Origin of the sequence: Pseudomonas sp. S35 (genome assembly GCF_009866765.1) — a bacterium.
Taxonomy (GTDB): domain Bacteria; phylum Pseudomonadota; class Gammaproteobacteria; order Pseudomonadales; family Pseudomonadaceae; genus Aquipseudomonas.
On the sequence record NZ_CP019431.1, the window covers coordinates 2130482 to 2150015 of the forward strand.

Sequence of the window (19534 nt, forward strand, 5' to 3'; positions counted from 1 at the left end):
GGCGTGAAGTGGCTCCGACAGGTGGATGGGATGACGATGTGCTGCCTTCAGATCATGTCGCGCTCTTCAGGAAGCTGGATCTCGCTCAACTGCAACGAGGCCGGTGCGAACAATGGTTGCTTTTGCGGCGCAGGCCGCTGGAACAGACGTGAGAGCATGGTGTTTCTCCTTTGATGAAATGCATCGGGACGTCAGGCGTCCGGGGATTAGCGGATGGTCAACACCTCGCCCCGTGTCGGGGAGCCAGGCGTCATGTCCCATGCGCGGATGACGGGGACGAACTTGTCGGTGAGGATGCGTGTCTCCGCAATGGAGCCATCGTCGCGTTCGGTGAATTCCCGCTGGAGCGTCTTGTCCTTATGGGTGTCACCTTTGACGACGAGCAATCGCCCCGTCTTGGAGCGCACCACGCCGGAGATCGCGCCTGCGGCCAGAGCAAGAGCGAGATGCCAGTGGGACAAGGCACGCGCCGGTGGACGCAGCGACTGCTGCGCGGCCCCCAGGTGTGTGTCCAGCAACGGCCAGAGGCCTTGGAGCCGACCAACCTCATCGGCAAACTGCTCCGGCTCCATCGTCACGCGGAAAAAATGCTCCGGCTCGGCCGGACTGGCGGGGACAATGTAAGACAGGAACGGCCATTCGCTCGGCAGCTCCTCGGCTTCGACTTCGCCAAGCCCAACCTGCAGCAGCAGATTGCGCATGGCCTTGACGCCATCCGACGCCTGCTCGCGCTGGCGCATCCGGCGCCCGAAGATCACCACCTGCTTGAACTGCGTCTCCACCGCTCGGTAGATCCGCAGGTCCGTGTAGTGGCGCGTCAGCCAGCCGACCAGCTCCGCGTCGAGCACGTAGCCGGGAACGATGAAGACCAGCACGCCGCCGTACTGCAGCAGCGACAAGGTTCGCTGATAAAACAGCTTTTCGAGACGGGCGCGGCCCTGGCCTTGATAGCCGATGTTGCCGTTGACGTCCTTGGACAGGTCGCCATACGGAGGGTTGAGCCAGAGCAGCCCGAAGGACTGCTTGGAGATCATCGTGTCCATCAGGTCCGCGTGCAGGCAGTGATCGACCAGGCCGCGGGCATGGCGCGCGCGCTCCGCATCGAACTCGACAGCGAACGCCTTGGTGTGTTCGCGCCCAAGGACATGGGCGGCTTCAGCGATCGCCACGCCTTCGCCGGCGCAGGGATCGAGGATGCACATCGGCCCGTCGCTGGGCATCAGTGCGTTGAGGACTCTTTCGAGCGTGGGTTCATCCGTGGGGAAGTACCCATTGCGAATGAAATTACGGGCGAGCCGCGGGAACATGAGGGCCATGAAAATCTCCTGGTTGGCGGGATAAATGGTGGAAGCACGCCAAGGCGTGCCTCCACGGATGAGTTAACTCGCTACCGCTTCCGGCGTAGAAATCTTGGTCGGATAGGCATAGGCGGTGAGCACGTCACTGCGGATCAGGGAGCCCAGCGCTAGAGTCAGCGCCGGCACGTCGATGGCGAGCCGATGGCCTTCCAACGGCCCGAGGGCGAACGGAAGGCGTGCCAACATCTCGTGGGTTTGCAGCAGGTCCAGCACGGTCTCGCGCCAGTGATCGAGCAAGGGCAACGGGCAGGTGTCTCGCACCAGCATCCACAGGCGGTCGCGCCGGTGGGCGCTGTCGCGTGGCAGCAATGCCAGCGCGCTGGCGTTGGCTTTGTCAGGCTTGACGCAGCGCCGGTCGAACAGCCACACGTTGGAGAGAGAGCCGAACAGCGTGCGCCGGTAGGCGCGTGTGACGCGCTTTTCCAGTCGATCGACGTTGCCGATGAACACCGGGACGCTGCCACCTTGGTCGGTGATGACGTGGAACTGGTCCAGTCCCTGCTCGTCGCGCCCGAGGGTCAAGCGAGCGAGGAACTGCTGGACGGCGGTGTCGCGCGCCCAGATCGAGAGGAAGATCAGATTGCCTTGAGCGTCGCCGACGCAGGCGTCGGCCATCACGTCCGGGCATTCGTCGATGCGATACAGCGTGGTGGAAGAAGTGTTTGCGGGCATGGTGTTGTCCTCGAATGAGTGGGGACAGCACCGCCTTGGGGGCTGGTGCTGCCCCTGGGGGTGGAAGGAAAACGCTCAGTCCGGCTCGAACTGCCGGGTGTGCGGATTGAAATGAAGCGCCTCGTCGGATGCTGTGATCGGCGTGAAGCCGTCCAGGTAGATGTTGTTGAGGTACTGGTCGCGGTAGGTCAGTGCCTGTCGCGCCTGTTCCTCGGTGAGACCGTTGTTGATGAAGTACTCCAGCATTTCCTCGTCCGAGGAAACTTCGTCGTTGGACAACTGCTCTTCAACGAATGCCAACAGCGACCGCGGGAGCATTGCCAGGATCAGGCCCATGTCGGTTTCTCCTGGCTCAGGCCATCAGCGCCGCGGCGGGTGCCGTGGATGCCGTGGGCGTGCGCCGCCGTGCGTGGTAGGCGCGAACGCCTGCACGCCAGTCGGCCGACTGCTCCGGTGCGAGGTCCAGATAAGACAGCGGGCACGAGTAGTAGTACGGGTGCATGGATTCTTCCAGCGGCTTGTAGCCCCACTCGTTGCCGCTGCGTTCAAGCAGATCGCAGCGGATGTAGCGCAGGGACTGGCCCGGCGCGAGATCACGATGCACGCCTTCGACCTCGGCAGTCATTTCGACCACGGACCACAGCACGTTGCCGCGCAGGGCGTGAGCGATGACCTTCGCGCTTGCACGCTCGGTCTCTTGCGGTGCGATCAATTCCGCGATCAGTTCAGATCGCGATTGGGGCGAGAAATACCAGCCCATGAGAGGCCTCCTAGAAAAGTGAAGCCGGAGGCCTCCCCGCATGGGAAAGGAACCCCGGCGGATGAATGAAGAACACCGGGGATGCGGTGTCTTTGATCACACAGGTTGCAGTTCGGCCTGACGGCTCCACTCTTGCGTCTTGAAGTTCAGCGCGAAGCCCAACTCGCCCAGACGGGCGATCTGCGCGCGCAGGGCGCGGCGGTCGATGGTCGAATCCAGCTTCACGGACTCGCCCAGTGGCCACAGCCGGCCGAACAGCGCGGCGTCCGGATCTTCGGCGCTGCCGGGGGCAGCAGACGAAGACGAAGCGGGCGGCGGCGCATCCACACCGAACGGCGTGGTATCGACCAGCGGGTCCGCCGATGCCTGCACGGGGGCAGGTTTGGCGGGGCGGGATGCTCTGGCCGGCTTTGCCGCCGGCTGCGTGCCCAGCTCTTCCTCGAGTGGATCGACGTCCTGGGAGGCGAAGCTGCGGGCTTCGTCACGGCTCAGTTTGTCGATGCCGTTGAGCGTCATTCCGTCGAGGCTGGCGCGGATCTCGAATCGCATGCCACCGCCAACTGGGTAGGACTTCGGGAAGATGTATCGGATGACGAATTCCCCGTCGTACTTACCCTCCGCGTATTGCTCCAGCTCGGGGTCTTTGACCTCAAACACACCGAGGTGCGTGGCGAGGCGTCCGACGGTAAACGGGCCGTTCTTTCCGCGGATGGTGCGCAGCGTGAGCTGGCCGGGAACAATGATGGGCGATACCGATTGCTCGGGCGCCGATGGGACTGCCATGATGGTTCTCCTTGACGAATAGAAAAGGCAAGGCCCCGTGGGGGCCATGCCGGATCAGAACGAAGCAGCCAATGCCGGCTCCTGCTCCTCGACTTCACCTTCGGGCTCGCGCTCGGCGGGCTCGGCAGATTGGTCGGAAACGGCGTCGGCGGCAGTGTCGATGGCGGCTTCGGTCGCGGGTGCGTCCTTCACCGGTGCTGCCTCGGCTTGTGCCTGGCTCGTCGGATAGACCTGGGTGCCGTCGATCTTGATCAGCCCGATGTGGACCAGCGTCGATTCCAGGCTCGCGGCCGGCTCCCCAGCGTGCTCGCCCTTGGTGCGGATATACGGATCGATCTTCATGTCGTTGAGACGGAAGGCGATCAGCACCTTGCGATCCCCTTCGATGGCCTGCACGCATCGGCGAACCAGATGCTCGGCTTCAGGGGTGGCGACGATCGTGTCGAAGTACCGATATTCCGGTTCGTCGACAGGTCCGGCCAGTGCGGCGATGGAGCAGGACAGGAACGGATCGCCCGCCTTGGGGGTGACGTCCTTCGGACGGTTGAGGTAGCCGATGCCACGGGTGATCAGCTCGTGCTGCTCGATCGAAGCCAATTCGGCCCGCTCGATCAGCTCGGCCTTGAGCAGTCGCGCCTTGAGGGACGCGGCGGCCTTGCCCTGGTTCTCGCCCTTGTCGCGGATGTACGCATCGCCCCAGAGATCGCCGAGGCGGAAGCGCACCAGTGGGCGCTGCTTGGGATCGTCAACGCCGATGTAGCGCTGAACGAGCTTCTTGGCCTCGGCACCCGAGACCTTGACGTCGAAGTAGCGGTAGCTGGGGTCCCTGGCGGGGCCGACCAGCGCGGCGATGGTGCATGCCAGGAAAGGCTGCGCACGGCGGCCGCCCCTGACGGGCACTTCACGGGCACGTTGCAGATAGCCGATGCCCGAGGTGTGCAGATCGAAGTACGATTTCTCGTTAGACGTGGTGTTCATGGTGAATCTCCATAGGGAAGAAGCGGAGACACACCAAGCCCGCGCAAGCGGGGAAGGGTGCGTAACCCCGCGATGGGTTGATAAGGCGAAAGCATCCGCCACCGGACAGGCCGGCGGTCGCTCGCAGATGGATGCTGTGCGAGCTGGCTCGGTCACGCAGCGGGAGCTGCGCCGCAACCTCGAAGACCGATGGTTGCCTGGCATGTCGCTGACAACGTCAGCAGGCATGGAGGCAGCATGTCCGGGCCTCACTCTCGGGGCAGCAATGAATCGGCAATCGAGCGCCTCCCTTTGTCCACGGCGACCAGCGTCTGCCACAGCAGCAGCTGCGGTGGCGATGGCTTCATCAGAAAATATTCTGAGAATTCAGCTAGTTGGCGCGTGGCGTAGTCCAACCCCCGCACCGGGGGATTTCCTAAAGTTGTGGTCAGGCATAGTTTCGGTAAAGTGATGCGGCGCGGGCCTCACTCTGGAGCAGTCATGGCTAACTATGCAAATGCTCAAGCGCTACCCCTACCTTCGCGCACTTGTCTTAACCTACAGAGGAAGTTCGTTTTGCATACCGCCATCAAGATCGTCGCCATCAGCAGCCTTGCCTTTACGCTTGCCGCATGCGGCGGCGCCAAAGACGCCAACAAGAGCAACTTCAGCAAGGCTATCCAGGCGTACCTGGACACTCGGAAGGGCCTATGCGCTGCGATTCCTGCAAAGGGCTTGCCGTTCACCCTGGCGAATCAAGATATGTTGAGCGCCCAGAACAAGAAGCGCGCCGATGCGCTGGTCGATGCCGGGCTGCTGACGAAGCGAGACACCGAAGTCAAAGCCATGTTCGGCAACAAGATGGATCCGGCCACCGAGTACCAAATCACTGATATCGGCAAGAAATTCCTCGTCGCCAATGGTGCGAACACGCTGGCTGGACAAGATGCCTTCTGCACCGGCAAGTACACCGTCGTGGAAGTGGACAACTTCACTGAACCCAGCGACATGATGGGCGTAAGGCTGTCGCAGGTGAACTATCGCTACAAGGTGGATGGTGCAGATGACTGGGCCAAATCGGAAGTCATGCGTGCCAATTACAAGAATTTTGCGGAACAGACTCAGGGAGATGTACAGGCCAAGGCGGCAGTCATCCTGACCAACGATGGGTGGATGCACGAGCGCCTATTCAAGCGTGGATAAATAGCTCTGAACCAGTTCTACGAAAAGCCCTTCATCAATGATTGAAGGGCTTTTTTCTTTTGGACTACTGCATCAATGCTCGGACCGGTCCGGATGCTGGCCCACTCCCTGGTCCTTAACCAGCATGACGCGACATTGACTGTCGATCGCCTCGGTCAACACGGGGCGCAGGTCGGAGCTTTTAAATCGCAGTGACATGGTTGAAATCTCCTATGTGGAATAGAGAAAAGGCCCTCCACCCGGAGTGGATGGAGAGCCTGTGGGGCACAAGGCAGAGGGACTGAAACGCCGTGACGGGGGATCGGTCAGCCGAAGAACCGTCTGGCTTCGGTGCCGTGCGTCATGCCGGCAGTGCCTGGCGTGGTCGAGCCGCCTTCGCGTCGATGACACTCACGTCGATCAGGCGCCAACGCCCGTCATCGATGAGTCGCTCCAGCACTTCGCCGAGCATGTCGAAATACACCTCGTCATGCCGATCGACCAATTCGCCGTCTCGGTGCAGCTCCACCACGTAGGTATCCCCCGCGCGGTCGTACAGCACCGTCACCCGGCCCTCGAACTTCGCGGTTGAGACCGCGAAGCTGATCGCGGGGGGCGTCTCGATGATCTTGGACGGCTTCGGATCGACCCAGGAGAAATCCCGAGCGCCCGCATCGACCAGCATGTGGGTAATGCGTCGGAAACCATCGGGCGCCGGCATTTCCTCCAGTTGCTCGATGAGCTGGCCCAGTTCCATGCACTGCGGCGTGGGGATGGGCAGCTTGGCGGGCGCGGAGCCAAGGATGTGCGTCTTGACGGTGTAGGGAATGCCGGCGGACGTCATCTCGGTGCGTATTTCCGGAGTGTCCGCGCGCAGTCCGTCGAAACGGCGCCGCGCGTAGGGTTGGACATGCACCTTGGCGCCTTCGGCGGGAACGACGGTCACCAGTTTGGGATCGAGCACAGCGAACTCGCTGGGCTTGAGCTTGACGACGATGGCGTCATCTGTCGCCATTACGACGCGCCCATCGAAGGGCATGGGATCGATGGCGAAGCCCAATGTCGAAGACTGCGGCTGATCATCGAACACGCGGTACTTGAACGACCGCACGTTGCGGGGAACATGGCCTGCGACAAGCGAAGGCATCATGGATTTGATGAGGGAACGGTCCATGGGAATCTCCTTGAGGAAGAAACAAGGGATTCCCCGCCCGCAAGGGAGAGGTACCTTGTGGATGGCGTGGATGGACGCGGATGCGTCCGTGGAAAGAAACGACCAGTGCGGTTTCCCGCACCTGCAGCCTTGAAGGTCTTGGCGGCCTGGGCATGTGTCGGCAACGCCGACGAACATGGGAAAAGAATGGCCTCGGAGTGAGCGTCCCGCCCGTAGGAAACGGCACCGTCTCGCGCCCGCTTTCCAGCGCTGCGGGCAAGAAAAAGCCCCTCGGTTGAGGGGCTGGTGTGGGGTCAGGCGTCGTACACGAAACAGTGCATGCGCTGCCGTGGAAAGAAAACGTGCTTCCAACAATCACCGCTGGTGTTGCCGCCGTCGAACACCACCATCTCGTAGCGGTCGATGCCGGTGTTCACAAGGTCCAGCGTATTGATGTGGCGCATGTGCAGCTTGCCCTTGTCGCGCTCGAACACCAGGGTCTGGCCGATGGCATCACCCATGGCACATGGCATTGACGCAGGCCTTGAAGTGCTGTTCGAAATCCTGGGCGAAGGGAGTCATGAGGTCGGGGAACATGGGGTTGCTCCTGTGAAAATGAAACAGCCCGACTCCCTTTTGGGGAGACGGGCTGGCATGGATGATGAAAAGGAAGGTTGACGCAGTGCGCAGCCGCTAGGACTCGCTCAGCGGAAGCCCCTGCAACACTGGCGCGTCGGCGTCCAGGATGAGAATGCGCACGTCGGCCTGGCCTGCGAGTTCAAGGATATGTGCCAAGTCTTCCGGCATGCCCTTGCTCCGATGCTCCTGCCAAAGTTGCGCGGCAGTAATACCCTCGGCGTCGTCCAGGTGCTCCTCCGTCCAGGGCGTGGAGATCAGCTTGACGCCGATCGCTGGGCTGTACGGAACGCGGAAGGCGATGAACAGCAACGCCTCTGGCGTGGCAAGATCCGCGAGATTCGCCAGATAGTGCCAGGCTTCCTCGGTGATATGGTCAGTGCTGATTTCCCAGCACCGGCTGTAGAAGCCGGTCTCGAAACTCAGACGCTGTACCACTTCCCGCGCGGCCTCAGCCGAGTAGGTATCACCGATGTGAACCGGGCGCCCGTCGAAGCCGTCGCCATGGATGCCATACACCACGGCACCAACCACACCGTCGCCGCAGAGGTCTTCAACAGCATCGCATTCGGCCATCAGTTCGTCGCTGATGGCGTTAGAGCCATTTTTGATCAACGCCAACTCGCTGGTGACGATGCAAGGCGATGAAATCAGGTCGTTGTCGGAAAGGTGTGCTTGGCTCGCGTGGATGGATCGCCAGACATGCGGGCTTCCGTCCCCGTAGCTGATGCACAGCGTTCGGACGATTTTCAGATTCCAGTAGCCGCGTACAAAGGGGTTGGGATTCTGGGTCATGGGATTTCTCCAGATCGGATAATGGAGCCAATTCCCGTCACCGGGAATTGGCCCCGGTGGATTGAAGTGGAAAAGTCGTCAGGCGGCACTGATCGATGGCTTTGGGCCAATCGGCGCTGGCTGACAGAGGGGAAATTGAGGGGCATGGCTTGGTGGCGCATGTCCCTCATGGGGTAGCGAACGAAAAGGCGGTGATATGCCGGAGACCGTCTCACCAACCGCTGTAGTTCACCAGCAGGTCGGCGATGACCTTGCGGCGTTGCAGATCGAGACCGTCGAAGTCCGACAGTCCGTGGAAGTGGCAGCGCTTGAGCATGGCTCCACCCTCGTGCGCGTTGTAGAAGCTGAACATGGCGGACAGGAACATTCGTTCTCCGCTGCTCAGGACGTCGAGAGCGTCGCTGGCACGCAGCATGTCGGGACGCAGATCCCACTTGCTCTTGGCCTGGTTCAGGCCTTCGCGCATGCCGTCGCCAAACCATTGCGGGCCGGCGATCTCGACACCGCGCTTCCAGGCCTCGAAGAAGGCTTGGGGCGCGGCGGCGAAATGCTGTTGTTCTCGCGTGATCTGATCGACGATCTCCGGTGGCAAAAGCTGGTTCATCACATGGTTCCTCCTGTTGGATTAGGGAATGGCGTACTGAGACCAGCCGCCTCTTTCGAGGGCACGTTGGGCCGCGGCGTAACTGCGGAAGTACTCGCGGGATTCCCGAGAAACGGGACCCTCGATATCGCGTGTGCCGATGTAGTGGCCTGCGCCGCTCTGCAGGACTTCGAGCGGCAGTAACTTGCCGCCATAGATCAAGGCTAATTGGCCGAAAGAGGGTTGTTGGGACATGAGTGGGCTCCTAGGAAAAGCGGGGCCTTGTCCCTCACGGGGATGGCAGCTCCCGCTCGCGGTTGAAAAGAACGCATCAGCGTCACAAGACGCGCGTCCGCAGACTCGATGCGACGGCGGACTGGTGGCTAGCGCGGGGAAACCCCGCGGCGGCCTCGAAACCCAGGCTGCTGGCATGGTGCTGACGGATCAGCGACACATGCGGGCAGCGTCGCGCGTGGGCCGAGCCACGTCAGCGGAAAATCGGAACCCGTTCCGGTCCCGATTGATGGCCGCGAAAAAGAAAGCCCGGCTCGAAATGGCGGGTGGCGCGGGTGGAACGGGAACGGTTCGATTTCGGCAAACCAGGCGGCATCAAGGCCGAGAGGTTGCCAGGCGAGGCTGACGGCCTCGATGCCGCTGCACACGCTGCCGTAGAGCAGTGGCGTGTTACGCGGCGTATCGCAGCGTTGGGGGTTCATGTCGGATCTCCTGTTCGTATGGCCCAGTGCGCTTGAGTGGGCCGGGAAGTTGATGGGCAGGAGAAAGGCGCCGAAGGCCACAGGGCCTTCGGCTCGGGAGGAAAGAAGAAGCCACCCGTGGGCTGATTGGCAGGCCCGGTCGTCGCAAGAACCGTCTGCTGTCAGCAATCACACCCGGCCCATGTCGTGGCTGGGGCCGGCATCGTCTGGCGCACATCCGCGCACAAAGGGAGCCCGTTTTTGCGCCGGCGGGCACCGGCACCGAATACCGCTGACCGCAAGGGGTCTCCCGATGGCTTGCGTGAGCGGGCAAGCCATCGGGAGACCCTTCGCGGTGGGCGGAAGAAACGCAGATCAGCGGAACGCGCGTGGCGCGATTCGTGGAGAAGTCACCTTCAGGTCCCGCGGCCGGGGACGGCTGGGCGGGGCGCGCACACGGATCAAGAAGGCGTTGCGCGCTGGGCTTCCCGCAGGGCATGCGGGACACGAGCCATGTCGCCGAAAGCGAGCACGGCTCACGGGGGAGCAGGGTCGGTCAGAAGCCTTTGCGGCTGCCACGGCGCGAGCGTGAGGCTACGCGCTTGGACGTGCCGGACTCGACCGGTAGCGTGCCTCTGCAGTCTGGATAGCGACTGCACGACCAGAACGGGCCGCTCTTGCCACTGCGCTGGCGCGTGGGGGCGCCGCACTGCGGGCAAGCCGGCCCTTGGGGAACTTTGATGGACAGGGACGCGCTGCCGTACTGCGCGATCAACTGCGAAATCCAAGCGGCCTGCTTGTTGACGAATACGTCCAGCGTGAGCTGGCCAGCTTCGATCATATCGAGCGCTTGTTCCCAGACCGCCGTCGTTCCAGGGTCGGCAATCGCCGCAGGCACCGCGCCGATCAGGGTGAAGGCTGCGTCCGAAGCGCGGATGGCGCGCCCCTTTTTCACGAGGTAGCCACGTGCGATCAGGCCGCCGATGATGTTGGCCCGTGTCGCTTCGGTACCGATGCCGACCGTATCCTTGAGCTTCTGTTTCAAGCGCGGATCCGAGACCAGCTTGGCAACGCCTTTCATGGACTTGACCAACTCGCCCTGCGTGTAGGGACGAGGTGGCAACGTCTTGAGCGCCTTCAGATCGACACCGGCCACTTGGCACGCCAGGCCCTCGCGCAGCGCGGGCAGCACTTGGCTGCGCGCAGCGGCATCGCCTTCCTCATCTGGCTGAGGCTCAGCCAGAACCAGGCGCCAGCCCTTGACCATGACCTGCTTGCCGGTCGCTGCCAGTTTCTGCTGGCCGCAGGATAAGTTCGCTACGGTGCGGTCGAACTCGTGATGCGGAAGGAACTGTGCCAGGTAATGCGCCCGGATGAGCCTGTACACCGCCAGCTCCTTCTCACTCATAGCCGAAAGGTTTGCCGGTTCGAGCGTCGGGATGATGCCGTGGTGCGCTGACACCTTCGCGTCGTTCCAGGCACGCGAGCGCACGGAGCGGTCGAGCTGGTCCATGATCGGTCGCAACGACGAATCGGTCTTGAGCAGGCTGTCGAGTACCGTTGGCACCTCGGCGAACATGCTTTCGGGTAGGTAGCCGGAATCCGAACGGGGGTAGGTGGTGGCTTTGTGCGTCTCGTACAGGGCCTGGGCGATGTCCAAGGTTTCCTGCACGTCCAGCCCAAGCTGCTTGGAGCACACCTCCTGCAAAGTGCCCAGGTCGAACGGCAGCGGCGGGCCTTCCCGCATGCGCTCGGTTTCGACCGAGACGACCTGGGCGCTGCCGGCCACATGTATCTGCTGCGCGGCCTGCTGTGCCTTCGGCTGTTGCAAGCAGCGACCGGCGTCGTCGGTGCAGGCGTCGGGCGGGATCCACTGCGCGCTGAAAGCTTGGCCGCCTGCAGACAGGGACACGTCGATGGCCCAGAAGGGTATGGAAACGAAGGCAGCGATCTCCCGGTCGCGGTCCACCACGAGCTTAAGGGTCGGAGTCTGGACGCGGCCGACCGACAACACTCCGTCGTAACCTGCCTGCCGTCCCAGCACCGTGAACAACCGGCTGAGGTTCATGCCGACGAGCCAATCCGCCCGAGAGCGCGCCAGCGCCGAGTAGTACATCGGCAGCGTCTCGGCCGATGGCCGAAGCTTGCCGAGCGCGGTGCGAATGGACGTATCGTTGAGGGCTGACAGCCAGAGCCGTTCTAAAGGTCCGCGATAGCCGCACAGGTCGATAATTTCGCGAGCGATGAGTTCGCCCTCGCGATCGGCATCGGTGGCGATAACGAGATGGGTTGTCTTAGCCAGGAGGGCTTTGACGACTTTGAATTGCGTGGCGGTCTTCGGTTTGACCTCGACCCGCCATTGCTCGGGAATGATGGGCAACTGTTCGATGGACCAGCGCTTGAGCTGCTCGTCATAGGCCTCGGGCGGTGCCGCTTCGACGAGATGGCCGATGCACCAGGTGACGGTGACGTCGGCCCCATAAAGGCAACCTTCACCGCGTTGTGTGGCGCCGAGAATCCGGCCAATGTCTTTGCCCTGGGAGGGCTTCTCGCACAAGAACAGCCGCATGCCCGTCCGCTCGATTTCCGAGGTTCATTGAGTTGTTGGAATCGAGGATGCCGAGCGCTGCCAAGAGCAGCAGCAAACAAGCCGCATGCTGCGGCGATCGCTTTCACGGAGGATGAAATCGCTTTGGAGAAAGACGCGTAGCCGGAAGTGCGCGGGTAGGGAGCCGAGGTATACGGGAGGGCGTGGACTTCGGTGGACGTAGGTGGAGCTATCCCCTGGGGATAATTTGTGGCGAGCGGAGGAGGGCGGAGCACTGCGGCGTTCGCCCTCCATGCTGGGTCATTTCCTACGCTTCGCCTCTTTCGGCGCAGTCGTTTCCTGGGCGGCTTGGGGCTTCGGCTCTGCCTCCTGGGGCTTCGGGCTAAGGGCCACGGACTCAATGCGGTACGGCAGGATGCCGACGCTGCGCGCGTTGATCTGCCAGGTTTCGCGTGGCTGATCCTCGTTGTCCGTCCAAGATTCACGCTCCATGCGGCCGACGACCAGCACGCGCATGCCTTTCTGGTACAGATCCTTCCAGTGCTCGGCATCGCGGTGCCAGAGTTCCACGGGTGCCCAAAAGCCTCCGCGATCCTCGAAAGAACCGTCCTTCTTGGGAACGGGGTTGTCGAAATAGACGTTCAGGCGCAGGAGGCGGCTGGGCTCGTCGTTGCCATTGGGGAATTCGCGATATTCCGGTGGCGAGCCGATGTTGCCTTCGCCAGAAAAATGCGTGCTCATGATGCAATCTCCGTGGTGGTTGAAATGCCCGTGCCTCGTCGGCCCCAGGCGCGTGCAGGAATGCCTGGCGCAGTCATCGGTCGCGCATCGCGGCAGGGAGGGACGTGAGCCGGCGCAGATAGGCGGCATCCGCCTCGTCTGCCTTGCTGGCGCATTCCTGCGCCTGCCTGCCCAGGGTGTGCAGCAGGCTGATCTGCATGTTCAACGTGATGCGCTGAAGCTCGATCGCATGCAGGTCGGCCAGTAGGTTGACCGGCGTGCTGGTGCTGGCGATCAGCTCCTGCCATAGCGCCACGCCCATCGCCGACCTGTCGTGCCTGCGCCAGCGCAGAAAGGCCGTGCCTGCGCCAGTGGACTGCCGGGCCAGTTCAATGGGCAGCAGGTGGAAGGGATGCCCACACGCCTGGGGCAGCACCTGCCGCTGCGCCAGGGCAATCAATTCGTCGCGCATGGCAAAGCACTGGCTGGCCCAGATGTCCAGTGACCCCTTACCTTTAAAAGGCTTTAAAAGGCCTTTTAGAGAGGCCGCGTGTACCAGCCGCATGAAGGCTGGCTGTTCCAGACCACGGAAGTAGCGCGGTTCACGGTTCGGGTCGCTCATGCCTGTTCGTCCTCGCCGGTGCTGGCCTCGGCTTGATCGGTGGCAGTGCTTTCATCGGTGGGAGGTGCGGCTGCGGCAGCGCTATCACCGCCCTGTTGGAGCCCGCGGCGCACGATGGGCGGCGAAAACTTCGAGCGTCGTGTGCCTTCGAGTACGTCTTGCGGCAGCTCGCCGAATTTTTCCAGCGCGACCCGCGCCGCCGCATTCTCGGCCGCGAAATCATCCCGAGTGCAGCCCGAGTAGCGGTATTGCTGTGCCAGGCTGAACAGGCTGCGCAGCGCATGCGCACCCTCGTTGAGCCAGCGCTCCAGCGTGCTGCGGTCGATGAGTGCGGTGTGATGGGCAAGGATCAGCTTGCGGGCGATGTCGTCGTAATCGGCCAGGAGATAGACCGCGGCAAAGCCGAGCTGGGCGTTGACGAAGAGGGGCAATTTAACCGGCTGCACGTTGAGGTTCTCGCCCAGGCTCAATGCGGCGGGGACGCCTGCCAATGCTTGGTCCACCTGTTCGCGCAGCGATTGCAGCGTGGTTTTGGTCTGGTCGAGTTTTTCCTCGATGCGCAGCATCCACCAATCGCTGTATGGGTCGTCCTGCTCCGAGCCGCGCTTCATCTTGTTCATCACGGCGATGTAGCCGTTCAGGCCGACGATGCCCGGTCGCCCTTCGGCGGCAGCGCGGCCATGCCAAATGCGGGATGCGTGATGGGTATGCAGCGTCAGCGACATCGCGCTGCGCAACGAGCCGAGATTCAATTGCAAAGGTTCATTGGTTGCCATGGTGTGTCCGCTCGCTTTGGGAAAAGGAGCAGCCAGCATTGGCATGCGGCGGAAGGCCGTCAGTCAACAAACCGAAATCGGCCAAGCCCCGGTTTAGGGCGTGGCCGCTACGAGCGGCGCGAGCTATCCCCAGGGGATAGCTCCATCGAGCGCCACTGGATGCTGCTCGCTGAGGCTGCTCGGATACGCGCGATCCGTGCATGACCTCCGATGGCGGCGCTGTGCCTGCCTGTTGTGCTGCCCTTCGGAATGGCCAATTATCCCCAGGGGGTAGCTCCACGGCGCGCCAAGGAGCGCTGTTCGCTAAGGACAGGTCGCACACATATGATCCTGTGCATGGCACCCCGATGCCTGCCCCATATCTGCTCGGCGTCCTGTACGTCCGTGCGGCTATCCCCAGGGGATAGCGCTACTGACCGCCATGGGCATCTGCTTCATGACCTGCGGCTCGAAAAGTCAGGCCTTGCCCAGAAGGCCGCGTAGCCGTTCGATGTGCTGCCGAGCCACTTCGGTCGGAACCACGTTGCGTGGCGCATCTGGTGGTCCATCGTACGCAGCGGCAGGCGTTGTTGGTGCCGATCCGGCTTGCTTGGCCCATGCGTTGAACTCGCCCCGGATGGCGCGCTGGATGATGCCGAACAAATACCCTGCTGGGTTGCGAATGGCCGAGCCTCGACAGCGGTCTGCCCATTCGTCCAGCACGGCTTGCCTCAGTGGCGCATCGACTTGCTGTAACGCCACCAGCGCGCCGGCCTGCTGCTCTTCCTTCAGGCTCAGGAATCGATCGGGCATGCGAACACCCGGCATCGCGCGCACGTGCCCACGCTCACGCGCGGTAGTACGTACTTCATTAATACTTTTACTACGTACAGTACGGTCCTGCTTCGGATTCCGAAGAGAGCCGTCCGGCGCAGGTTTTAGCCCTGCTTCGAATTCCGAAGAGTGCTGTTCGCCATTCCGAAGAAGGCTCGACACCCCTTCTTCGGAATCGTGGGTGGCGTCTTCTTGTGGATAACTCTCGGATGCAGCGATGCCCTGTTGGGCCAGGCGTTCGGCAAGCACCTGCAGCCGCGACGGCAACGTGCGGCCAGACAGCAGCGGGTCTTCCGCGATTTCCTTAAGGGTGTTGAGTCCCACCATCTGCACGGCCTTCGCGGAATGGCCCAGTGACTGGCTGACCAGCTCCAGATAGTCGGCGTCAAGCTGCATGGCCTCGAACGGGGTCAAGGGCTCATCGTGCAGCACATAGAGGTTGCCGAGGATGCGTCCGGTCTTGGGGTCGCGGCGCCTGCGCACGAGGCTCAACCAGCGTGTCAGGCGCAACAGCGTCAAGGCGCGTGCCACGGTCTCGTGGGAGGCTTGTCCGGCACAGGGTGTTGATGCGAGCCATGGCCGAAGTTGCTCGTACGTCGGGAACGCGGTGACGCCATCCTCGTTGAGCATCATCCGGAACACCTGCCACGCATTGCGCTCCAGCGGCGTCAGGCGTCGATCGAGGAACAGCCGCCGCGGTACGCTCTCGTGCCGATTGCCGCTGAACAGGAAACCGTCTCCGGACGTACGCGCAGACGCGGGTTCGCTGGTTTTAGGCGTAAGGTCTTTCAGCGCGCTGTCGAACAGATCGGCGAGGGCTACGGGGCCTTGGCGTGGTGCTCGCGGAGCTGCGTCATCCACGGCCATGGGTCATCCCAATCCTTGGTCGATCCAGTTCTTGATCGCGGCCCACACCACCGACAGCGGCAGTGACATGGCTTCTGCCAAATCCATGGCCGCATCGAGAATCGAGGTATCGTCCTCCAGATTGACGTTTCTGCTGCTGGTCAGGGCCTTCCACTGCCGCCACAGCTCCGTATCCTGTGCTTCATCTAAAACGGCATGGCGCCCCTTGCGCTTGGGCAGGCCAAGGACTTCGCGGCGAAGGGCGACCTCCTGATGGGTCAGGCCGTAGAAGCGGCTTACCATTTCTGTACTTGCTGCTAGCCTGAGCATGCGATCAACCGTGGCGATTTCCTTCTCCACTTCCTGTGCCTGCTTTAGCAGCCGAAGGAGCACTTCGCGGTTGACTGTCACGGAACACCACGAGACGCTGGCGTTTGCCAGTACGCTGATCAGCACCGGGTGCTTGAGTGCATCCAACTCTTCCTCACCGAACCCCATCGATTTGCAACGACGCAATTGCCCATTGCGCAGGTCATAGAGTGCTTGGGCGATGACGGCTTGGTTGAGGGGGTGGGGTGCAGACATGCTGGCTTTCCTCGTTCAAGAATCGGGAGCCGTGGCACCGGCTTCCAGATCCAGCAGGCGTCGGGCCAGCCGCAGCAACCGGAACAGCTTGACCAGCGCGGTATCGCTCAATCGCCTGGTGACATCGCCTTGACCGTGTAGCAGTGCCGGCAGATCGGTGACGAGTTGCCCGTTGGGGTCAGCATCGACCGGCTGCTGACCGGCCAGAGACCCCAGCAGTGCCAGCACGGCGTGTCCAAGCGGCAAAGCAGCCTGGTCGCGGGCGCGGCATGCGAACCCGATGCCGTCGGGACGGTCTTCGATGAACTCGTCCAAATCCGCCTCGCTGGCAATCTCGCGTGCGAACTGGGCAATATGGACGCGCAGCCGGTCGGGCGCGTCCAGGCCGGGGTCGATGTACCAGACGTCGGAGATGGGATAGAGACCACCGGCCTGCACCGGGATGGACTGCAATACGTTGGCTGAGAAGTCGGGCGGTAGCGCATCGCCCAACTGGTCCGCGATCATCCGCTGGATGGACTGGAGCCGCTCTGTCGTCGGTGCCGGCGAGACGATATGGTCCTGCAGCAGTTCTCCAGCTGCTGCCGCAGGGTTTCCGGCGTCGGCTTTGCCAGCGGCCTTATCATTTTCGCGCGTGATGGGGGCGCCCGTTGACAGCGTTGTAGGTGGCGAAGGCCTATCGGTGGTCGGCGCCGGTCCGACGGGCGGCCGCGCGATGGCTCCATGCTCAGGCAATGCGGGCGGTGCCGACGGCAGAGTTGGTTCGCTGACCAGCGCACGGTAGCGGCTCTCGGATTCGTTCAGGTCCAATGCCAGCACGTCGTAATTGACGCCCAGCAGTTCGGACATCTGACCGATCAGCTCGTCCTGTACCCGCTGCGGGGCGAATTCGTCGGCCTGGGTGTCGAACTGCGAGAGCACCTCCTGAAAGAAGTCGTCGAAGTCCAATGGAAGGGAGCGGCCTTTGGCGTAATACTCCCAGGTGCGCTCGCAGGCCTTGCGCATGACCGACAGCCGCTCGACCTGATGGCGGCCCAGGCCGCCATAGAGCACGGTCGGAATCGCAGGCAGTAAGTAGCGCACCGCATCGGCCATGCGGCTGATGTGCGACTGCTGTACTGGGTAGCCGTCGGCGGCCAGGCGGCGGGCCAGTTCGGACTGGCTCAGTGTGGCGCCGCTTTCCTCTTCATAGAACTCGCGGGCTTTTTCGACGCCCAAGGCGCGCTCGATGAACGTAAGGCCACCGCGCAGCTCGTTCTCGGCGAGGTGGCCGGTCAGCGCGACTATTTCTCCGCGTGCAGGCCAGGGCCGGAACAGGCACGATATGCGGAAGAAGCGCTCGTCCTTGGCCTCTGCCCAGAGTTCACGCAGGATCGCGAGGCGTGTGTTGCCACCGTTACGAATGATGTAGTGCCCGTCGCCCGGACGGCGCGTGATGGCCGGCGCCGCATCCAGGCCGCGTTCGCGGATGGACGCCTTGATTTCATAGTAGGCCGAGTTGCGCTTTTTGCGGGGGTCGTGGTCGTAAGGCCGCAACTGGTCCAACGTCACAACCATCGGTGTGTCGGTGATCGGGTCGCTCAAGGTCGTGACCGATGGACCGCTGCGCTCGAACCCGGCTGCAAGCAGCTTGCCGGCCATGTCCTGGGAGGTCATCTCAGCCATGGTCGCATCCCTCGGCGTTGGCGGCCCGGGCCGTGCGGGCCTCGCGCTCGGCACGGCGGATCTGCGCCCGGGCGTTGAGGGTCGCCCGGTAATCGCTTGCGGTTGAGCTGGTGTAGATGGCGGAGCAGCCGGCCTTGGTGAACTTGAGGTGTCCGCCCGATGTGCGCTTGACGTGCCAGCCTTCGCCGATCGCAAATTCGATCAGGGTGCGCAGTCGCTTGTGGCCGCGAGCCAGTTCATGTGCGTTCGCCATGAGGCCTCCCAGCTTTAAGAGGACGTGATGGACGACCGGATACGTGGACAAATCTGTCTTGCCACTCAGGAAACAGTTCGCCGGCGAGCGCGCGCATGGTGTCGAGCGCAGCGGGCGCAACTCTGCCCGGTGGCTGGCGATGCTCGACACGATGCACCGGCAGACCACGGGTCGCGGCGCGCGGATAGGCTTCAATGGCCGGCACGTCGGTGACAAGCACGCGGATGTCCGCATGGTCTTGGAACAGATCACGCAAGGCCTGCTGGATTAGCCGCGCGTTAGCGGACACGGGGTGGACGCGGTTGATCAGCAGGTTCAGCGGCGGCGGTTCGATGCCGAGGTGCCGGTACGGCGCGATGTCCTCCAGCAACAGCATGGTGCCGCGCCGTAGCTCGCGGGCTGCAAGTATTTCGGGCGTGATCGGAGACAGCGCCAAATTGGAGGCCAGCACCGCCATCTCCAGCAGCACGGAGCGTGCGCCCTGGGTGTCGATCAACACCAGGTCGTAGAGCGGCGCCAGCATCGGCAGCAGGTGCCGCAGCCGCAGGCGCCCATCTGGTGCATGTAAAAGCAAGGTGTTCAGTTCGCCCCGAGGGTCGTTAGAGAGCACTAGGTCGAGGCCCGCGATGATCGTGCGCGAAATGAGCCGGCCCAGGTCGCGCTCGTTGAATGCCAACAACTCGTAGATGCCGCTGGGGGCGCGGTGGACCAATTCGTAGTAAGAGGACAGCGTTGGCTGCACGTCCAGGTCGAGCAGCAGGACGCGCAGCCCCGCATCCGCGGCGAGCCCGCCGAGGTTGGCGGCTGTGGTCGTTTTGCCAACACCGCCCTTGGTCGAGATGATGGATACAACCTGCATGGCGCTCTCCGTCTAAAGGATGGGAAAATCCGAGGAGGGGAGCGGATCAGGTCCGGTTATTGAGGCGTTCGGCGATCCATTGGTCGATCTCGACCGAATCCCAGCCTACCGCCCGCACGCCGAGGCGTAGCGCCTGTGGAAACTGGCGCTTCTTCATCAGGTTGTAGATGTGAGCGCGTTTGAAACCAGACTTCGCTTCGACTTCACCGAGCCGCAGGATGCGGCGCTCGTTCGGTTGCAGTACCGGTGTTTGCAACATGATGGTCACTCCTG

The 19534-nt window shown here is 62.7% G+C and carries 23 protein-coding genes and 1 pseudogene; 1 reads left to right on the forward strand and 23 read right to left on the reverse strand.

Annotation, left to right across the window (positions count from 1 at the left end; all coding sequences use genetic code 11):
* Positions 1-206: 206 nt before the first annotated feature.
* From PspS35_RS09710 to PspS35_RS09735, 6 genes are all read right to left on the reverse strand, one after another.
* The gene (locus PspS35_RS09710) at positions 207-1316 is read right to left on the reverse strand and encodes a DUF6094 domain-containing protein (RefSeq protein WP_159933917.1); all 1110 of its coding nucleotides are present in this window, start codon (positions 1314-1316) and stop codon (positions 207-209) included.
* Positions 1317-1379: 63 nt separating this feature from the next.
* The gene (locus PspS35_RS09715) at positions 1380-2030 is read right to left on the reverse strand and encodes a hypothetical protein (RefSeq protein WP_159933919.1); all 651 of its coding nucleotides are present in this window, start codon (positions 2028-2030) and stop codon (positions 1380-1382) included.
* A 75-nt stretch (positions 2031-2105) separates the two neighbouring features.
* Positions 2106-2366, reverse strand: a complete 261-nt coding sequence (locus tag PspS35_RS09720) for a hypothetical protein (RefSeq protein ID WP_159933921.1) — start codon at positions 2364-2366, stop codon at positions 2106-2108.
* Positions 2367-2382: 16 nt separating this feature from the next.
* On the reverse strand, positions 2383-2790 hold the full coding sequence (locus PspS35_RS09725; RefSeq protein WP_159933923.1) for a hypothetical protein: 408 nt from the start codon (positions 2788-2790) through the stop codon (positions 2383-2385).
* Between the two features lie 96 nt (positions 2791-2886).
* Positions 2887-3573, reverse strand: coding sequence for a DUF3275 family protein (locus PspS35_RS09730; protein WP_159933925.1), 687 nt, complete (start codon positions 3571-3573; stop codon positions 2887-2889).
* A 54-nt stretch (positions 3574-3627) separates the two neighbouring features.
* Complete coding sequence (locus PspS35_RS09735) at positions 3628-4551, reverse strand: DUF3577 domain-containing protein (protein ID WP_159933927.1); 924 nt, start codon at positions 4549-4551, stop codon at positions 3628-3630.
* A 555-nt stretch (positions 4552-5106) separates the two neighbouring features.
* On the opposite strand from PspS35_RS09735, the gene PspS35_RS30020 reads away from it, so the two are divergent.
* Positions 5107-5733, forward strand: coding sequence for a hypothetical protein (locus PspS35_RS30020; RefSeq protein WP_174244795.1), 627 nt, complete (start codon positions 5107-5109; stop codon positions 5731-5733).
* Positions 5734-5805: 72 nt separating this feature from the next.
* On the opposite strand, the gene PspS35_RS30505 is transcribed toward PspS35_RS30020, so the two are convergent.
* The 17 genes and pseudogenes from PspS35_RS30505 to PspS35_RS09820 form a co-directional block, all read right to left on the reverse strand.
* On the reverse strand, positions 5806-5931 hold the full coding sequence (locus PspS35_RS30505) for a hypothetical protein (protein WP_275113848.1): 126 nt from the start codon (positions 5929-5931) through the stop codon (positions 5806-5808).
* 142 nt (positions 5932-6073) lie between these two features.
* Complete coding sequence (locus tag PspS35_RS09745) at positions 6074-6886, reverse strand: GTPase (protein WP_159933929.1); 813 nt, start codon at positions 6884-6886, stop codon at positions 6074-6076.
* Positions 6887-7179: 293 nt separating this feature from the next.
* Positions 7180-7462, reverse strand: a pseudogene (locus tag PspS35_RS09750) (uridylate kinase).
* A 96-nt stretch (positions 7463-7558) separates the two neighbouring features.
* Complete coding sequence (locus PspS35_RS09755; RefSeq protein WP_159933930.1) at positions 7559-8296, reverse strand: ABC transporter substrate-binding protein; 738 nt, start codon at positions 8294-8296, stop codon at positions 7559-7561.
* 211 nt (positions 8297-8507) lie between these two features.
* On the reverse strand, positions 8508-8900 hold the full coding sequence (locus PspS35_RS09760; protein ID WP_159933932.1) for a hypothetical protein: 393 nt from the start codon (positions 8898-8900) through the stop codon (positions 8508-8510).
* A gap of 21 nt (positions 8901-8921) precedes the next feature.
* Positions 8922-9134 (reverse strand): hypothetical protein, encoded by a 213-nt coding sequence (locus PspS35_RS09765; RefSeq protein ID WP_159933934.1) that lies wholly within the window; start codon positions 9132-9134, stop codon positions 8922-8924.
* Between the two features lie 128 nt (positions 9135-9262).
* Positions 9263-9595 carry a hypothetical protein gene (locus tag PspS35_RS30220; RefSeq protein ID WP_159933936.1) on the reverse strand — a complete coding sequence of 111 codons (333 nt, stop codon included), beginning with the start codon at positions 9593-9595 and terminating at the stop codon, positions 9263-9265.
* A 535-nt stretch (positions 9596-10130) separates the two neighbouring features.
* Positions 10131-12143: a DNA topoisomerase III gene (locus PspS35_RS09775; RefSeq protein WP_159933938.1), complete on the reverse strand. Its 2013-nt coding sequence runs from the start codon at positions 12141-12143 to the stop codon at positions 10131-10133.
* A gap of 279 nt (positions 12144-12422) precedes the next feature.
* Positions 12423-12863, reverse strand: coding sequence for a single-stranded DNA-binding protein (locus PspS35_RS09780; protein ID WP_058396080.1), 441 nt, complete (start codon positions 12861-12863; stop codon positions 12423-12425).
* Positions 12864-12936: 73 nt separating this feature from the next.
* Positions 12937-13464 carry a DUF3158 family protein gene (locus PspS35_RS09785; RefSeq protein WP_159933940.1) on the reverse strand — a complete coding sequence of 176 codons (528 nt, stop codon included), beginning with the start codon at positions 13462-13464 and terminating at the stop codon, positions 12937-12939.
* Complete coding sequence (locus tag PspS35_RS09790) at positions 13461-14240, reverse strand: PFL_4669 family integrating conjugative element protein (protein WP_159933942.1); 780 nt, start codon at positions 14238-14240, stop codon at positions 13461-13463. Before PspS35_RS09790 ends, PspS35_RS09785 begins: the two co-directional genes overlap by 4 nt.
* 456 nt (positions 14241-14696) lie before the next feature.
* Complete coding sequence (locus PspS35_RS09795) at positions 14697-15920, reverse strand: STY4528 family pathogenicity island replication protein (RefSeq protein ID WP_159933944.1); 1224 nt, start codon at positions 15918-15920, stop codon at positions 14697-14699.
* A gap of 3 nt (positions 15921-15923) precedes the next feature.
* Positions 15924-16484, reverse strand: a complete 561-nt coding sequence (locus PspS35_RS09800) for a DUF2857 domain-containing protein (protein ID WP_159933946.1) — start codon at positions 16482-16484, stop codon at positions 15924-15926.
* A 15-nt stretch (positions 16485-16499) separates the two neighbouring features.
* On the reverse strand, positions 16500-18149 hold the full coding sequence (locus PspS35_RS09805; RefSeq protein ID WP_159933948.1) for a ParB family protein: 1650 nt from the start codon (positions 18147-18149) through the stop codon (positions 16500-16502).
* Entirely contained in the window at positions 18142-18402 is a 261-nt protein-coding gene (locus PspS35_RS09810; protein ID WP_159933950.1) for a hypothetical protein, read from the reverse strand. Before PspS35_RS09810 ends, PspS35_RS09805 begins: the two co-directional genes overlap by 8 nt.
* Positions 18386-19261: a ParA family protein gene (locus tag PspS35_RS09815; protein WP_159933952.1), complete on the reverse strand. Its 876-nt coding sequence runs from the start codon at positions 19259-19261 to the stop codon at positions 18386-18388. Before PspS35_RS09815 ends, PspS35_RS09810 begins: the two co-directional genes overlap by 17 nt.
* A 46-nt stretch (positions 19262-19307) precedes the next feature.
* Positions 19308-19520, reverse strand: coding sequence for an AlpA family transcriptional regulator (locus PspS35_RS09820; protein WP_003474359.1), 213 nt, complete (start codon positions 19518-19520; stop codon positions 19308-19310).
* Positions 19521-19534 lie beyond the last annotated feature (14 nt).